Here is a 16,432-nt window from a genome sequence, read left to right as displayed (position 1 = left end):
AATGCAGCGGCTTCTATCATTCAGTCAGAAAAAGCTTACTTCTTCTTAACTGCTTTTTTGTTTGGCAGGTCAGTGATTGAACCTTCAAATACTTCAGCAGCTAGACCTACAGACTCGTGTAGAGTTGGGTGAGCGTGGATAGTCAGAGCGATATCTTCTGCATCACAGCCCATCTCAATTGCAAGGCCGATTTCACCAAGTAGTTCACCACCGTTAGTACCAACGATAGCACCACCGATTACGCGGTGAGTTTCTTTGTCGAAGATTAGCTTAGTCATACCGTCTGCACAGTCAGATGCGATTGCACGACCTGATGCTGCCCATGGGAATGTTGCTACTTCGTACTTGATGCCTTCTTCTTTCGCTTCTTTTTCAGTCTTACCAACCCAAGCCACTTCTGGCTCAGTGTACGCAATTGAAGGGATAACTTTAGGGTCAAAGTAGTGCTTCTTACCAGAGATAACTTCAGCAGCTACGTGACCTTCATGCACACCTTTGTGAGCAAGCATTGGTTGACCAACGATATCACCGATCGCGAAGATGTGAGGAACGTTAGTACGCATTTGCTTATCAACGTTGATGAAGCCGCGCTCGTCAATTTCTAGACCCGCTTTTTCACCGTCGATTAGCTTACCATTTGGTACACGACCGATAGCAACTAGAACCGCATCGTAACGCTCAGCTTCAGCTGGCGCTTTCTTGCCTTCCATTGAAACGTAGATACCGTCTTCTTTTGCTTCAACTGCTGTTACTTTCGTTTCTAGCATTAGCTTGAACTTGTCTTTGATACGCTTAGTAAATACTTTCACGATATCTTTGTCTGCTGCAGGAATTACCTGGTCAAACATTTCAACAACTTCAACTTTAGAACCTAGAGAGTGGTAAACCGTACCCATTTCTAGACCGATGATACCACCGCCCATGATAAGCAGTTTTTCTGGCACTTCTTTTAGTTCTAGAGCGTCAGTAGAGTCCCAAATACGTGGGTCTTCATGCGGGATAAATGGCAGTTTGATTGGACGAGAACCAGCCGCAACGATTGCGTTGTCAAAGTTAACAACTGTTGGCTCACCTTCGCCTTCTACAAGGATAGAGTTAGGGCCAGTGAACTTACCGTAACCGTTAACTACTGTTACGTTACGCATCTTAGCCATACCGCTTAGGCCGCCAGTTAGTTGGTTAACAACTTTTTCTTTCCAGATGCGGATTTTGCTGATGTCTGTTTGAGGCTCACCGAACACAACGCCGTGGTCAGCCATCGCTTTCGCTTCTTCAATTACTTTAGAAACGTGAAGCAGTGCTTTAGATGGGATACAACCCACGTTCAGACATACACCGCCAAGCGTGCTGTAACGTTCAACTAGTACAGTTTCAAGACCTAAGTCCGCACAACGGAATGCAGCGGAGTAACCAGCAGGACCAGAACCAAGTACAACAACTTGGGCTTTAATTTCTTTGCTCATTTTGACCTCTTGTAGTCATTATCCCTAACAGGCTGAGTGGGTATCGATTTTTTATGTTTAAGAGAGATTTGTTTTAAACAGTTATTTTCAGACCGCTAACAGTTTACAGAGATGTTAATGGTGTGAAAAGTAAATCAATTTAGCCTGTGAGCTAGACAACAATTCGATTGTGAAAACCCTGAACGAAGCAAGGCTGATAACCAAATTGTCGGTAATTATGATTAGCAGAGGCGGCTAAGTTGCCGCCTCTCATTCATCTAATTTCTATTACAGAACTAGACGACGAATGTCAGATAGACATGAGTTTAGGTAAGTGATGAAGCGCGCACCTTCAGCACCATCGATCACACGGTGGTCGTATGATAGAGACAGTGGAAGTTGTAGACGCGGTTCGAACTCTTTACCGTTCCATACCGGTTTCATTTCTGACTTAGACACACCTAGGATACCAACTTCTGGTGCGTTTACGATTGGAGTAAACGCTGTACCGCCGATACCGCCTAGGCTAGAGATAGTGAAACAGCCACCTTGCATGTCAGCCGCAGTTAGCTTACCAGCACGTGCTTTCTTAGAAACCGCCATTAGCTCTTCAGATAGCTCGTAGATGCCTTTCTTGTTCACGTCTTTAAATACAGGAACAACTAGACCGTTTGGTGTATCTACCGCGATACCAACATTCACGTATTTCTTCAGAATTAGGCTCTCACCGTCTTCTGATAGAGAAGAGTTGAACGCTGGGAACGCTTCAAGCGCTTTAGCTACCGCTTTCATGATGAACACAAGTGGTGTGATCTTCATGCCAGTGTCTTTCTTCGCTTCAATCGCGTTTTGCTCTTTACGGAATGCTTCAAGAGCCGTGATGTCTGCGTTATCCCACTGTGTAACGTGCGGGATCATTACCCAGTTACGGTGTAGGTTTGCGCCAGAGATCTTCTTAATGCGAGATAGCGGTTGAACTTCTGTCTCACCAAACTTGCTGAAGTCCACTTTTGGCCATGGTAGTAGACCAAGAGCCGCGCCGTCGCCTTTGCCAGATGCTGCTGCACCTGCGCCAGACTCAAGACGCTTAAGTGCATCTTTCACGTAAGCTTGAACGTCTTCTTTTAGGATACGGCTCTTACGACCAGAACCTTTAACCTTAGAAAGATTAACGCCAAATTCACGCGCTAGACGACGAACAACTGGAGACGCGTGAGCGTACTCATCGTTTTCTTTGAAATCGCCAGTCGCTGCTGGAGCTGCTGCCGCTGGAGCTTCTGCTTTAGGAGCTGGAGCTGCAGGTGCTGCCGCTTGAGCTGGAGCTGCTGCAGGAGCAGGTGCTGCGCCCGCCACTTCGAATACCATGATTAGTGAGCCAGTAGACACTTTGTCGCCAGCTGCAATCTTGATTTCTTTAACTGTGCCAGCGAATGGTGCAGGAACTTCCATAGAAGCTTTGTCACCTTCAACAGTGATTAGAGATTGCTCTTCTTCCACTGTGTCGCCAACCGCAACCATGATCTCAGTAACTTCAACTTCGTCGCCGCCGATATCTGGTACGTTCACTTCTTTTGCCGCAGACGCTGCTGGAGCTGCTGCCGCAGGAGCTTCAGCTGCCGCTGGTGCTGCTGGAGCGCCTGAACCTGCGGTTTCGAATACCATGATAAGTGAGCCAGTCGATACTTTATCGCCTGCTGCAACTTTGATCTCTTTTAGAGTACCTGCGAATGGCGCTGGAACTTCCATAGAAGCTTTGTCGCCTTCAACAGTTAGAAGAGATTGCTCTTCTTCGATGCTGTCGCCAACGGCAACCATGATTTCAGTAACTTCTACTTCATCACCACCGATGTCTGGTACGTGAACTTCTTTTAGTTCTGCCGCTGCTGCTGGAGCTGGAGCTGCTGCTGGAGCTGCTTCTGCCGCAGGAGCAGGTGCAGCGTCAGCTGCACCCTCGGCTTCGAAAATCATGATTAGAGAACCAGTAGAAACCTTGTCGCCTTCTGCAACTTTGATTTCTTTAACGATACCCGCTTGAGAAGCAGGAACTTCCATAGAAGCTTTATCGCCTTCAACTGTGATCAGAGATTGCTCTTCTTCAACCTTGTCGCCAACGCTTACAAGAATCTCAGTAACTTCAACCTCATCCGCACCGATGTCTGGTACATTAATTTCGATTGCCATTTCTTATCTACCTTCTTAATTAAGCGTATAGCGGGTTTGTTTTCTCTGTGTCGATGTCGAATTTCTTAATTGCTTCTGCAACTACAGATTTCTCAACTTCGCCACGTTTCGCTAGTTCAGTTAGCGCTGCTACTACTACGTAACCTGCGTTCACTTCGAAGTGACGACGTAGGTTTTCACGGCTGTCTGAACGACCGAAGCCATCAGTACCAAGAACTTTGAAAGACTCAGCAGGAATGTATGCACGAACCTGCTCTGCGTAGTTCTTCATGTAGTCAGTTGCTGCGATAGCAGGTTCAGTACCCATTACTGTTTGGATGTAAGGTACTTTCGCTTCCGCTTCTGGGTGAAGCATGTTGAAACGCTCTGCATCTTGGCCATCGCGAGTTAGTTCGTTGAATGACGTTACAGAGTAAACATCAGAAGCAACACCGTAATCTTCGCTTAGGATTTGAGCTGCTTTACGTACTTCATTCATGATAGTACCAGAGCTCATTAGCTGAACTTTCGCTTTGTCGCCCGTGTAAGTTTCTAGCTTGTAGATACCTTTACGGATGCCTTCTTCAGCGCCTTCTGGCATTGCTGGCATTGCGTAGTTTTCGTTCATTAGCGTTAGGTAGTAGAACACGTTTTCTTGTTCTGGACCGTACATGCGACGGATACCGTCTTGCATGATTACTGCTACTTCGTACGCGAATGTTGGGTCGTAAGAAATACAGTTAGGAACCGTACCCGCCAAAATGTGCGAGTGGCCGTCTTCGTGCTGTAGACCTTCACCGTTCAACGTTGTACGACCCGCAGTTGCACCTAGTAGGAAACCACGTGCTTGTTGGTCACCAGCCATCCACGCCATGTCGCCAACACGTTGGAAGCCGAACATTGAGTAGTAGATGTAGAACGGGATCATTGGTAGGTCGTTTGTCGAGTATGAAGTCGCAGCAGCAACCCATGAAGACATAGCACCTAGCTCGTTGATACCTTCTTGTAGAACCTGACCTGAAGTCGCTTCTTTGTAGTAAGAAACAACGCCACGGTCTTCTGGTGTGTAAGTTTGACCGTGCGGGTTGTAGATACCGATTTGACGGAACAGACCTTCCATACCGAATGTACGTGCTTCGTCAGCAATGATAGGAACGATGTTCTTACCAATGTTCTTGTTCTTAAGTAGAACGTTTAGTGCACGTACGAATGCCATAGTAGAAGAGATATCACGCTTCTGTTCTTCTAGTAGTGGCTTGAATTCTTCTAGCTCAGGAACGATGAATTCTTGAGTGAATTTTGGTAGACGCTGTGGCGTGTAGCCGTGTAGCGCTTTACGACGAGCGTGTAGGTATTCGTACTCTTTTGAACCTTCTTCAAGTTTCAGGTACGGAAGTTCTTTCACTGCTTCGTCAGTTAGGATGTCTTGAAGACCTAGACGGTCACGTAGGTGTAGTACGTGAGTCATGTCCATCTTCTTAACTTGGTGCGCGATGTTCTTACCTTCAGCCGCTTCACCCATGCCGTAACCTTTAACAGTCTTAGCTAGGATTACTGTTGGACGACCTTTAGTTTCTGCCGCGTTTTTGTATGCCGCGTATAGCTTAGAAGACTCGTGACCACCACGCTTAAGTGCGAAGATTTCGTCATCAGTCATGTCAGCAACAAGTGCAGCTGTCTCTGGGTACTTACCAAAGAAGTGCTCACGTACGTACGCGCCATCTTTTGATTTGAATGTTTGGTAGTCGCCGTCGATCGTTTCATTCATAAGCTGTAGAAGCTTACCAGTCGTATCTTTAGCTAGTAGTGAATCCCAGTTGTTACCCCAGATTACCTTCACTACGTTCCAACCAGCACCTTTGAACAGACCTTCAAGTTCTTGAATGATCTTACCGTTACCCATTACAGGGCCATCTAGACGCTGTAGGTTACAGTTGATTAGGAAGCATAGGTTGTCTAGTTTCTCACGCGCAGCGAAAGAGATAGCACCACGTGATTCTGGCTCATCCATCTCACCGTCACCTAGGAACGCGTAAACGCGCTGCTCTGAAGTATCTTTAAGACCACGGCCTTCTAGGTACTTAAGGAAACGAGCTTGGTAGATAGAAGCGATTGGACCTAGGCCCATCGATACTGTCGGGAACTGCCAGAATTCAGGCATCAGTTTAGGGTGCGGGTATGAAGGAATACCTTTTCCGTCTACTTCTTGACGGAAGTTGTCTAGCTGCTCTTCAGTTAGACGACCTTCAACGAATGCACGTGAGTAGATACCTGGTGAAATGTGACCTTGGTAGTAAACTAGGTCGCCACCATCCTTCTCGTTTGGCGCACGGAAGAAGTGGTTGAAACATGTCTCGTAGAACGCAGCAGAAGACTGGAAAGACGCCATGTGGCCGCCTAGCTCTAGGTCTTTCTTAGATGCACGTAGAACGATCATGATAGCGTTCCAACGAATAATTGAGCGAATACGACGCTCAAGTGTTGTGTCACCTGGGTATGCTGGTTCTTGGTCTGCAGGAATCGTGTTGATGTAGTTAGTTGTGATACCTGTTGGCATATCAACACCGTCTAGACGTGCTTTATCTAGAACTTGCTCTAATAGGAATTGAGCACGCTCTAGACCTTCTTCACGTACAACTGACTCAAGCGCTTGTAGCCATTCTTGAGTTTCCAGTGCATCTACGTCATGCTTCATATCAGACATGGCGATCTATCCTTCTGTTGGTTGGATCTACTTATTTAAGTAACGCTCTTACGAGTCATTACCCTGCTGAATTCGACGTAGAGAACGCTCTCGTCGAGACTCTTCTCGAGTCAAATCCAACAATGTTTCTTCGATGTAAGCCAAGTGCGAGTGGGACATTTCTCGCGCCTTTTCAGGCTGACCAGAAACAATCGCATCCACGATATTGGCTCGGTGTTTACTGACTTTCTCGACCGCTTCTGGGCGGCGACGTAGTAATTTAAAATTTTGTAGAATATTTTGCTCAAGCAAAGGCGCTAAGCTTCGAACAATGTGCAACAGAACCACGTTGTGCGCGGCTTCTGTCAAAGCGATCAAAAATTGCATCACTTCCGCAGATTCAGCTTCGATATCGTTGTTTGCTTGCTCTTGGCTAATGCGCTCAAGGCAACCTTGAATACGCGCAAAATCTTCTTCGGTACCACGTAAAGCTGCAAAGTAGGCTGAAATTCCTTCCATCGCATGACGAGACTCAAGCACATCAAGCTGGGTTTCAGAATGACTAGACAACAAATTCAACAAGGGATCTGAAAAGCTCTTCCAGATATTCTCACTTACGAATGTTCCGCCACCTTGGCGACGAGTCAACAAACGCTTCGCTTCCAAGCGTTGAATGGCTTCTCGGACTGAAGGACGAGACACATCGAACTGTTTTGCCAGTTCACGCTCTGGAGGCAGTTGTTGCCCCGGAGACAATGTTCCTTCCACTATCAACCTTTCTAACTCTTGTTCTATAACATCAGAGAGTTTTGGCTGACGAATCCTTTGATAAGCCATAATTTATTGTTCTTCTACTCTTGCAGGTAATTGGTAATACCAATTTTAAGTTGGTGCAGAAATTAACATAATTAAAACGCCACTGTCCAGCCGAAAATTGACCTAAATCATAGAACGAGCTTACTTCCAACACTCTGATAACAATCGACTGTTAAAACAGCAATAGAATTGGTATGACCAATTACATAAAGCATACAAATGGGAAGTCGACGTGCTAGCAGTTTTGGAAAAGAAATACAGAAAATGACAAAATTATCAGTCTATTTATTCACCAAAACGGCATGTACGAGCGTAAAAGTGTAGTTAACTTTTAACAATCATTAATATTTCTGGTATCAAAAAAAGGCATACCTGATCGTATGCCTTATTTATTTCGCTTTTTTGAATTTACACTTTCGCTACAAATCAACGCTGTATAAGCAGTCTATATTTCACCCAATCAAAGCTTAGACCAGGATCGCTTTTTCTCAAGGGCGCAATATATTGATGACCGGTAATTCGTGGCGGGGTGATTTGAGGATAAGACTGCATAATCACCTCAGTGATCTCTGCAAGTGATTGATATTGCGCTTCTGTGTAGGCAGTAAATTCTGTCCCTTCAAGCTCGATACCAATGGAATAGTCATTACAACGCTCCCTGCCCGCGAAACTGGATTGACCGGCATGCCATGCTCTATCAAGAAAAGAAACAAATTGAACAACCTCGCCGTTTCTTTTAATCAAGCAATGTGCAGAAACGCCCATTTTGTGAATAACTTCAAAAAATGGATGTTCATTTGGGTCTAGCTTGCCAGTGAAGAAGTCCTCTATATATGGTCCACCAAACTGCCCAGGAGGCAAACTGATGTTGTGTACCACCAGCAGAGAGATGTCGTTTATATCAGAGCGGGCATCAAAAAATGGTGACGGAACATGCTTTGCCTGTGTCAGCCAGCCATTCTCGATAATTGGGCGCATATCAACCTCTCTACTTTGCAAATTAACTGCTGAAATTATTGACACCGGAGAGTATCATTCGTTGCCATCTCCCTTTCAAGACAAGATTTGCGATGAAGAACACACACAACATTCAAGAACGCCTAGAATACCTTAAACAACAACTCCCTTTAGAGATCACTCGCTCTGTCGCTGATACCTTAAAAGAAGATCTAGGTGGCAGTGTCGACGCAGATAACGACATTACTGCATCTTTGATCCCTGCCGATGCGGTTAATGCCGCAACGATTATTACTCGTGAGCATGGTGTGTTCTGTGGTCAAGCATGGGCTGATGAAGTTTTTAAACAGCTCAGTGGCAAGGTCAGCATTGAATGGCACGTAAAGGACGGAGATAAAGTCGAACCTAACCAAACCCTTTGCACGCTGACAGGCCCTGCTCGTGACTTGTTAACTGGTGAGCGTAACGCAATGAATTTCATCCAAACGTTGTCTGGCTGCGCAACAGTTACCGCAGAGTACGCTGAAAAAATCGCGCATACTGAGTGTCGTCTACTAGACACACGCAAAACCATTCCTGGTCTGCGTAGCGCACTAAAATACGCCGTGACGTGTGGTGGTGGCTTTAACCATCGCATCGGCGTGTTCGACGCTTACCTCATTAAAGAAAACCACATTATTGCTTGTGGTGGCATCACTCAAGCCATCCAAAAAGCGAAAGAGCTTAACCCAGGCAAACCGGTAGAAGTAGAAACGGAAAGCTTAGAAGAGTTGAAACAAGCGATAGAGGCTGGTGCCGACATCATCATGCTCGATAACTTCACAAAAGAAATGATGCGTGAAGCCGTAGCGATTAACGCAGGTCGTGCCGCTTTAGAGAACTCCGGCAACATTACGCTAGAGACTATCGCAGAATACGCAGAAACCGGTGTCGATTACATTTCGGTAGGCGCGTTGACTAAGCATTTAAAAGCGATGGATCTTTCGATGCGCTTCAAATAATAAAAGCAACACAATCTCAATTACTTCAACTAACTCAGTGAGTTGTGAGTAACTCATCATTTAAAAGGGCCAATTGGCCCTTTCTTTTTATCCACTAAAAAAATAGTACTACTCGCAAAACTCTGCATACGATATGCAACTTTCTACCAAAGAGTTTTACCTCACTCGAGACCCCATATCTTCCCCATTTTCAACCTTTATGAAGTCTCCATAATCCTTCGCTAATGCAAGGGCATTATTTATTTCATTAAGAAGGAAAGAAAATGAAACACAGTAAACAGAAAAAACAGCAAGGTTTTACCTTGATTGAATTGATGATTGTGGTGGCGATTATCGGTATTTTGGCCGCATTTGCCGTGCCTGCATATCAAAATTACACCATGAAAGCGCATGCTAGTGAAATGCTAAGCGCTTCCTCAGCGATGAAAACATCGTTAGGTATCTGTATTATAAATGGCAGTTCAAACTGTAACTCAGGTAATGGTGGTGTACCTTTAGCCCAAAACCTAGGCAGCTTCACTGTTAAAGCTGATGGTGGTACTAGTAGTGCTCTGCCTACGATAAAAGCAATTGTAGATACAGGTAAAACAAAAGGAAAACTAGTTGCAGGTGATACAATTGAAATCACCCCGTCCTTGACAACGGCTGGAGTAACTTGGACTGTAGATTGCGCTAATGGCGGTAGTCAGACAGCTAACGTTGCTGATTGGTGCCCGAAAAACTAATGCACACCAACCTCTCCACCGTTCTTCGCCAAAAAGGGTTACTAACATTTTCCCAAGAAGAATCGTTAATAGAGCAAGTCAAAGCTTCTGGCGTTTCGATGCCGGAAGCTTTACTCAGTTCTGGATTCTTCACGTCAAGTGAGCTCGCTGATCACTTAAGTTCTCTCTTTGGTTTAAATCAGCCCGAGTTATCTCAGTACGAGTACGCTTCGCTTTGTCAACAACTCGGTCTACGTGAATTAATCACACGACATAACGCACTCCCACTCCAGCGTACGTCTTCAACTTTAATTCTTGCTGTTGCAGATCCAACCAACCTTCAAGCAGAAGACGACTTTCGTTTTGCGACAGGGTTGCAAGTAGAACTTGTTCTCGTTGATTTTCGCGAGCTGACCGCTGCGATTCGGCGCTTATATGGTCGTTCATTGAGTCATGAGAAGTCCGGGTTAAAAGAGATCAACCAAGAAGAGTTAGCCAATCTGGTTGACGTGGGCGCAGATGAAATCGACAACATTGAAGACTTGAGCCAAGATGAGTCTCCTGTTAGCCGTTACATAAACCAAATTCTGTTGGACGCTGTGCGCAAAGGCGCATCCGATATCCACTTTGAACCTTATGAAAAGATGTACCGCGTGCGCCTACGTTGCGATGGCATCTTAATTGAAACACAGCAGCCGCCAAGCCACTTAAGTCGCCGCTTATCCGCTCGTATCAAAATCCTCTCTAAGCTTGATATTGCAGAGCGACGTTTACCACAAGATGGGCGTATTAAGCTCAAGTTGAATCAAGACACCGCGATTGATATGCGTGTATCCACGCTACCTACTCTATTCGGAGAGAAAATTGTATTACGACTGCTCGACAGCAGCTCTGCGTCACTGGATATCGACAAGCTTGGTTATAGCGAACAACAAAAACAATTGTACTTGGATGCGCTGCGTCGCCCACAAGGCATGATTCTGATGACAGGCCCAACTGGGAGCGGGAAAACCGTTTCTCTGTACACTGGGCTGAGTATTCTCAATAAACCAGAAATTAACATTTCCACGGCAGAAGACCCAGTAGAAATTAACTTATCGGGCATTAACCAAGTTCAAGTTCAGCCTAAGATTGGTTTTGGTTTTGCCGAAGCCCTGCGCTCTTTTCTTCGTCAAGACCCCGATGTGGTCATGGTCGGTGAGATTCGTGACTTAGACACTGCGGAAATCGCCATAAAAGCATCGCAAACCGGTCACTTAGTACTTTCAACCTTGCATACCAATTCTGCGGCTGAAACGGTTATTCGTTTATCAAACATGGGCGTAGAAAGCTTTAACTTGGCCTCATCTCTTAGTTTGATTATTGCCCAGCGCTTAGCCCGTAAACTGTGCTCGCACTGCAAACAATCACAAGAGCTTACCGTTCAGCTACAACATCTTGGAATTCAAGCAAGCGACAACATTTTTAAAGCCAATCCCGATGGATGCAATGAGTGTACCCATGGTTATTCCGGCCGAACGGGGATTTATGAAGTGATGCGCTTTGATGAATTTCTTTCCGAAGCGCTTATTAAAGGCGCCTCGGTACATGAACTAGAAAAACTCGCCATCGCAAACGGGATGAGCACGTTACAAATGTCGGGCATAGAAAAACTCAAACAAGGGATCACAAGTTTTAGTGAACTACAGCGCGTACTTTATTTTTAATCCTTTAATCAGCAGTCACCTCTATGAAAAGCACTACACCACAACTTAAAAACTTCCGCTGGAAAGGCATCAACAGTTCAGGCAAAAAGACGTCTGGACAAACCCTCGCGATGACAGAAATTGAAGTACGCGAACGCCTAAACGCACAGCATATCAAGATCAAGAAGTTAAAGAAAAGCAGTATCTCGTTTCTCACTAAACTCAGCCATCGCGTAAAAGGCAGAGACATCACGGTGTTTACCCGTCAAATTTCGACGATGTTGATAACCGGTGTCCCCTTAGTTCAGGCTTTAAAATTGGTATCAGAAAATCACAAAAAAGCAGAGATGAAATCCATTTTGATGAGCGTAACACGCGCCGTCGAAGCGGGTACGCCTATGTCAAAAGCCATGCGCACTGCAAGTGAACACTTTGACCCACTCTATACCGACCTTATCGCAACAGGTGAGCAATCCGGTAACTTAGCAGAAGTGTTCGAGCGCTTAGCCACCTACCGAGAAAAAAATGAGCAGCTTCGTGCGAAAGTGATCAAAGCACTGATCTACCCAGCCATGGTAGTTCTAGTAGCGTTAGGCGTGTCGTTTATCATGCTCACCAAAGTCATTCCCGAGTTTGAAAAAATGTTTGTTGGTTTTGGTGCTGACTTACCGTGGTTTACCAGGCAAGTATTAGATCTTTCCGCCTGGACACAAAACTGGAGTCCGTTTATCGCACTAGGCTCCATTAGTTTATTCATCTCGGCGAGAATCCTCTCTAAGCGTTCAGATTCTTTTCGCTTAATGCTCAACCGCTCTGTGCTTAAATTTCCTGTTCTGGGCCCTGTATTATCAAAAGCCGCTATCGCCAAATTTAGTCGAACACTCGCCACAAGCTTTACAGCGGGTATTCCAATTCTAACCAGTTTAAAAACCACATCAAAAACCTCAGGAAACTTACACTATCAACTCGCTATAGAAGAAGTTTACCGTGATACCGCCGCAGGTATGCCAATGTATGTTGCCATGCGTAATTGTAATGTGTTCCCTGAATTGGTGTTACAAATGGTTATGATCGGTGAAGAGTCTGGTCGACTTGACGATATGCTCAATAAAGTTGCAACGATCTACGAGTTTGAAGTCGACAACACCGTCGACAACCTTAGTAAAATTCTAGAGCCACTAATTATCGTTTTTTTAGGTATCGTTGTTGGCGGATTAGTGACAGCAATGTACTTGCCAATCTTTAACTTAATGAGTGTATTGGGCTAGAATGAGCTGTTAACTCCTTTAAAACAGCACTTGCTGATTTCACTCATCGCTCAAGAGACAAATATGGAAGTATTCCAGTACTACCCTTGGCTATTCGTTGTGTTTGCCACCATCTTCGGTCTGATCGTGGGTAGCTTCCTCAATGTGGTTATTTATCGACTACCTAAAATCATGGAACTAGAATGGCGACGCGAATGTGCCGAGTCATTTCCTGAATACAAAATAGAACCTCCTAAAGAAGTGCTGACCTTGAGCGTCCCACGCTCCTCCTGCCAGAAATGCGCAACACCGATACGTATTCGCGACAACATTCCTGTGATTAGCTGGCTGCTTTTAAAAGGCAAATGCCACAACTGTCAGACAGCCATTAGCGCACGCTATCCACTGATTGAACTGCTCACTGCGTTCTGCTCAGGCTTTGTCGCTTACCACTTTGGTTTTAGTTACTTTACCGTTGCCCTACTCTTTTTCACTTTTATCTTAATCGCCGCAACATTTATCGATCTCGATACTATGTTGTTACCTGACCAATTAACATTACCATTAACTTGGGCTGGCATTGCCTTAGCATTAGTCGAAATAAGTCCTGTTACTCTACAAGATTCTGTCATTGGTGCTATTGCTGGTTACCTATGTCTCTGGTCCGTTTACTGGGGCTTTAAGTTACTTACTGGTAAAGAAGGAATGGGGTATGGTGATTTTAAACTACTAGCGGCACTAGGAGCTTGGCTAGGTTGGCAGTCACTGCCGATGATCATTCTACTTTCTTCTGTGGTTGGCATCGTATTTGGCATCATTCAACTACGCTTGCAAAAGCAGGGAATTGAAAAAGCTTTCCCTTTCGGTCCTTACTTAGCAATTGCTGGTTGGATAAGCTTAATTTGGGGCGACCAGATTTTAAACTGGTACTTTACTTCAGTTCTAGGAGTGTAAATGGCTTTGGTTATTGGTTTAACAGGTGGTATCGCTAGTGGAAAAACAACCGTCGCGAATCTGTTCAAACAACAATTTAAAATCGATATCGTCGATGCCGACATTGTAGCAAGAGAAGTTGTCGAACCAGGTACTCCCGGCCTAAACGCGATTATTGAACATTTTGGTCACGATATAGTTCGTGAAGACCAAACTTTAGATCGCGCAAAGCTGAGAGAAAAAATCTTTTCGAATTCAGATGAAAAAGCATGGCTCAACGCACTGTTGCACCCGATAATTCGTGAAAAGATGATCGAAGATTTGCAGCAAGTCACTTCAGAGTATGCGTTACTTGTGGTGCCGTTGCTCGTAGAAAACAAGCTAGATAGTTTGTGTGATCGCGTTCTTGTCGTCGATGTAGAACCGAATACACAGATATCTCGCACGATGAAACGAGACAATGTGAGTGAAGATCAAGTTCGCGCCATCCTTGCCTCTCAAGCATCAAGAGAGCAAAGGCTCGCGCTTGCAGACGATGTGGTTAAGAATAATCCAAGTGACCCTGATCTTTTGCTTCAAATCACAGATTTGCACGAAAAGTACCTAGCCATGTGTAAGAAAAATCTGCGAAAATAGGAACGAAACTCACAAAGGCTTATGTCGATGACCACGCACAAATTTGAACATCCGTTAAATGAGAAAACTCGTATTTATCTAAGAGTGGAGTCTCTGCTGCGTCAGGCTCACTTGGCCTCTGGGTTTAGCGAAAATCATCAGTATCAACTGTTTTTCCGTGCGTTATTCGATATGGTTGAGATCTTCGAACAAATCCAACTGAAAAGTGAACTGGCTAAAGATCTTGAGAAGCAACGGCTGTCGTACCGCCATTGGCTAAATGTTGATGGTGTCGATCAAGACGCATTAAATACCCTACTACAAGAGATAGATGTCGTTCATAGCCAACTAATGGGTGCTGAACGTTTTGGCCAAGCATTAAAAGAAGATCGCTTCCTAAGCTCTATCCGCCAACGCTTTAATCTACCGGGTGGTTCATGCTGTTTTGATCTGCCAGCATTACACTACTGGCTTCATCTACCTATTGAACGTAAAAAGCGTGATGCACAACAGTGGCAAGCAAGCTTAAAGCCCTTATCTGATGCGCTTTCGTTATGGTTAAAGCTCACTAGAGAGACCGGACATTTCAAAGCTCAAATCGGTCGTGCAGGTTTCTTCCAAAGTGACGCTGATGAAGCCAACATTCTAAGACTTCACATCCCAATGGAATATGGCGTGTATCCTATGATTTCAGGCCATAAAAACCGCTTTGCGATCAAGTTCATGTCGTTTGAAAACGGTCAAGCGTGCACACAAGATATTGAATTTGAACTTGCTGTGTGCAGCTAAGACGACACTACGCCTCGCCTCCATAATCTAAAATTCAACGCTTTATTGCGCTTATATTTGATAAAATTTCGTAGCAGCAATAGCGCGTTGAATAAGCCATCTTTAATTCGTTTAGGTATACTACCCTTTAACACCAATTAGTAATGGGACGCTCAACTATGTCTAAAGTTACCATCGTTCAATGTCCACAATGTGGCGCCGACGTAGAATGGGGAGAACAAAGTCCTCATCGCCCTTTCTGCAGTAAACAATGCCAAATGATTGATTTTGGTGAATGGGCAGATGAAGAAAACACCATCCCAGGCGCACCCGATATGTCCGATAGTGATGGCTGGTCTGAAGATCAGTATTAAATTGAGACCTAGGGTAAAGGAAGATCCTAGGTTCCTTCTTGGGGAATCTGAATCACGCTCCTTCGTCGCTGTCCAGAATGACGAATTTTAACCACGGTACTCTGTAATCTTTGACCATCATTTCCTGTCATTCCGAGGAGCCATAGCGACATCAGGAATCTACTAACAGCAAGGATTGAAGCTAACAACTTAAAAACTAGCATTCTCAGCGAGTAGATTTTTAACCACGCTCCTTCGTCGCTGTCCAGAATGACGAATTTCAACCGCGGTACCCTGTAATCTTTGGCTATCAATTCCCATCATTCAGAGAAGCTATAGCGACATTAAGAATCAACTAACAGCAAGGATGAAGCTAACAACTTAAACACTTACATTCTCAACTAGTAGATTCTGAATCACGGTCCTTCGTCGCTATCCAGAATGACGAATTTTAACCACAGTACCCAGTAATATTTGATCATCATTTCCCGTCATTCCGAGGAGCCATAGCGACATCAGGAATCTATTCACAACAAGACAGAGGCGTGGAGTGTACGTCAGTGCATGAGCATCGACAGTGCAGGTCGGGTGAAAAGAAACGAGCAAGCTAATTACACAAATAAAAAAACGGAGCCCTAAAAGGACTCCGTTTAAGATGAGAACGCTAGTTATAGCATTACTTCTTAGCAAGTTTCTCTTTGATACGAGCAGACTTACCAGAACGCTCACGTAGGTAGTACAACTTGGCACGACGTACTGCACCACGGCGTTTAACTTCGATGCTATCAACGATTGGAGAGTGTGTTTGGAACGTACGCTCAACACCTTCACCGTTAGAGATCTTACGTACAGTGAAAGCAGAGTGTAGACCACGGTTACGGATTGCGATTACAACGCCTTCGAAAGCCTGTAGACGCTCACGGTCACCTTCTTTTACCTTAACTTGAACTACAACAGTGTCACCTGGTGCAAATTTAGGTAGGTCTGATTTCATTTGCTCTTCTTCAAGAGCTTTGATGATGTTACTCATTTTTTAAATTCCTAGAATAAACTGATACTAAATAAATT

14 protein-coding genes are annotated in these 16,432 nt (G+C 44.8%); 8 read left to right on the top strand and 6 right to left on the bottom strand.

Annotated elements, in window-relative coordinates; all coding sequences use genetic code 11:
* Positions 1-35: 35 nt before the first annotated feature.
* The 5 genes from lpdA to ampD form a co-directional block, all read right to left on the bottom strand.
* Positions 36-1,463 (bottom strand): dihydrolipoyl dehydrogenase, encoded by a 1,428-nt coding sequence (gene lpdA, locus R7O03_RS10430; protein WP_005379993.1) that lies wholly within the window; start codon positions 1,461-1,463, stop codon positions 36-38.
* Positions 1,464-1,730: 267 nt separating this feature from the next.
* Positions 1,731-3,623 (bottom strand): pyruvate dehydrogenase complex dihydrolipoyllysine-residue acetyltransferase, encoded by a 1,893-nt coding sequence (aceF, locus tag R7O03_RS10425; protein WP_005396678.1) that lies wholly within the window; start codon positions 3,621-3,623, stop codon positions 1,731-1,733.
* Between the two features lie 19 nt (positions 3,624-3,642).
* Positions 3,643-6,306: a pyruvate dehydrogenase (acetyl-transferring), homodimeric type gene (gene aceE / locus R7O03_RS10420; protein ID WP_005386612.1), complete on the bottom strand. Its 2,664-nt coding sequence runs from the start codon at positions 6,304-6,306 to the stop codon at positions 3,643-3,645.
* A 48-nt stretch (positions 6,307-6,354) separates the two neighbouring features.
* Entirely contained in the window at positions 6,355-7,122 is a 768-nt protein-coding gene (pdhR, locus tag R7O03_RS10415) for a pyruvate dehydrogenase complex transcriptional repressor PdhR (RefSeq protein ID WP_005379989.1), read from the bottom strand.
* Between the two features lie 405 nt (positions 7,123-7,527).
* Positions 7,528-8,079 (bottom strand): 1,6-anhydro-N-acetylmuramyl-L-alanine amidase AmpD, encoded by a 552-nt coding sequence (ampD, locus tag R7O03_RS10410; RefSeq protein ID WP_042521337.1) that lies wholly within the window; start codon positions 8,077-8,079, stop codon positions 7,528-7,530.
* Positions 8,080-8,171: 92 nt separating this feature from the next.
* On the opposite strand from ampD, the gene nadC reads away from it, so the two are divergent.
* From nadC to yacG, 8 genes are all read left to right on the top strand, one after another.
* Entirely contained in the window at positions 8,172-9,059 is an 888-nt protein-coding gene (gene nadC, locus R7O03_RS10405) for a carboxylating nicotinate-nucleotide diphosphorylase (RefSeq protein ID WP_318131699.1), read from the top strand.
* 263 nt (positions 9,060-9,322) lie between these two features.
* Entirely contained in the window at positions 9,323-9,784 is a 462-nt protein-coding gene (locus R7O03_RS10400) for a prepilin-type N-terminal cleavage/methylation domain-containing protein (RefSeq protein ID WP_318131698.1), read from the top strand.
* Positions 9,784-11,469: a type IV-A pilus assembly ATPase PilB gene (gene pilB, locus R7O03_RS10395; RefSeq protein ID WP_318131697.1), complete on the top strand. Its 1,686-nt coding sequence runs from the start codon at positions 9,784-9,786 to the stop codon at positions 11,467-11,469. Before R7O03_RS10400 ends, pilB begins: the two co-directional genes overlap by 1 nt.
* Before the next feature lie 23 nt (positions 11,470-11,492).
* On the top strand, positions 11,493-12,716 hold the full coding sequence (locus R7O03_RS10390) for a type II secretion system F family protein (RefSeq protein WP_062730449.1): 1,224 nt from the start codon (positions 11,493-11,495) through the stop codon (positions 12,714-12,716).
* Between the two features lie 63 nt (positions 12,717-12,779).
* Entirely contained in the window at positions 12,780-13,649 is an 870-nt protein-coding gene (locus R7O03_RS10385; RefSeq protein ID WP_012841418.1) for a prepilin peptidase, read from the top strand.
* On the top strand, positions 13,650-14,264 hold the full coding sequence (gene coaE, locus R7O03_RS10380; protein WP_017635920.1) for a dephospho-CoA kinase: 615 nt from the start codon (positions 13,650-13,652) through the stop codon (positions 14,262-14,264).
* Positions 14,265-14,291: 27 nt separating this feature from the next.
* On the top strand, positions 14,292-15,032 hold the full coding sequence (gene zapD, locus R7O03_RS10375; RefSeq protein ID WP_005373086.1) for a cell division protein ZapD: 741 nt from the start codon (positions 14,292-14,294) through the stop codon (positions 15,030-15,032).
* Between the two features lie 158 nt (positions 15,033-15,190).
* Positions 15,191-15,385 carry a DNA gyrase inhibitor YacG gene (yacG, locus tag R7O03_RS10370; protein WP_017635922.1) on the top strand — a complete coding sequence of 65 codons (195 nt, stop codon included), beginning with the start codon at positions 15,191-15,193 and terminating at the stop codon, positions 15,383-15,385.
* 655 nt (positions 15,386-16,040) lie between these two features.
* On the opposite strand, the gene rplS is transcribed toward yacG, so the two are convergent.
* Positions 16,041-16,394 (bottom strand): 50S ribosomal protein L19, encoded by a 354-nt coding sequence (gene rplS, locus R7O03_RS10365; protein ID WP_005379971.1) that lies wholly within the window; start codon positions 16,392-16,394, stop codon positions 16,041-16,043.
* Positions 16,395-16,432 lie beyond the last annotated feature (38 nt).

Origin of the sequence: Vibrio sp. Vb2960 (genome assembly GCF_033337665.1) — a bacterium.
GTDB lineage: Bacteria > Pseudomonadota > Gammaproteobacteria > Enterobacterales > Vibrionaceae > Vibrio > Vibrio alginolyticus.
Note: the sequence above shows the minus strand (reverse complement) of the source record. Positions and strands in the feature narration are given on the sequence as shown.

Coding starts and splice junctions, on each gene's coding strand:
- aceF (WP_005396678.1), bottom strand. CDS start 3,623: ATGGCAATCGAAATTAATGTACCAGACATCGGTGCGGATGAGGTTGAA.
- R7O03_RS10385 (WP_012841418.1), top strand. CDS start 12,780: ATGGAAGTATTCCAGTACTACCCTTGGCTATTCGTTGTGTTTGCCACC.
- R7O03_RS10400 (WP_318131698.1), top strand. CDS start 9,323: ATGAAACACAGTAAACAGAAAAAACAGCAAGGTTTTACCTTGATTGAA.
- lpdA (WP_005379993.1), bottom strand. CDS start 1,463: ATGAGCAAAGAAATTAAAGCCCAAGTTGTTGTACTTGGTTCTGGTCCT.
- R7O03_RS10390 (WP_062730449.1), top strand. CDS start 11,493: ATGAAAAGCACTACACCACAACTTAAAAACTTCCGCTGGAAAGGCATC.
- nadC (WP_318131699.1), top strand. CDS start 8,172: ATGAAGAACACACACAACATTCAAGAACGCCTAGAATACCTTAAACAA.
- aceE (WP_005386612.1), bottom strand. CDS start 6,306: ATGTCTGATATGAAGCATGACGTAGATGCACTGGAAACTCAAGAATGG.
- pdhR (WP_005379989.1), bottom strand. CDS start 7,122: ATGGCTTATCAAAGGATTCGTCAGCCAAAACTCTCTGATGTTATAGAA.
- rplS (WP_005379971.1), bottom strand. CDS start 16,394: ATGAGTAACATCATCAAAGCTCTTGAAGAAGAGCAAATGAAATCAGAC.
- ampD (WP_042521337.1), bottom strand. CDS start 8,079: ATGCGCCCAATTATCGAGAATGGCTGGCTGACACAGGCAAAGCATGTT.
- pilB (WP_318131697.1), top strand. CDS start 9,784: ATGCACACCAACCTCTCCACCGTTCTTCGCCAAAAAGGGTTACTAACA.
- yacG (WP_017635922.1), top strand. CDS start 15,191: ATGTCTAAAGTTACCATCGTTCAATGTCCACAATGTGGCGCCGACGTA.
- zapD (WP_005373086.1), top strand. CDS start 14,292: ATGACCACGCACAAATTTGAACATCCGTTAAATGAGAAAACTCGTATT.
- coaE (WP_017635920.1), top strand. CDS start 13,650: ATGGCTTTGGTTATTGGTTTAACAGGTGGTATCGCTAGTGGAAAAACA.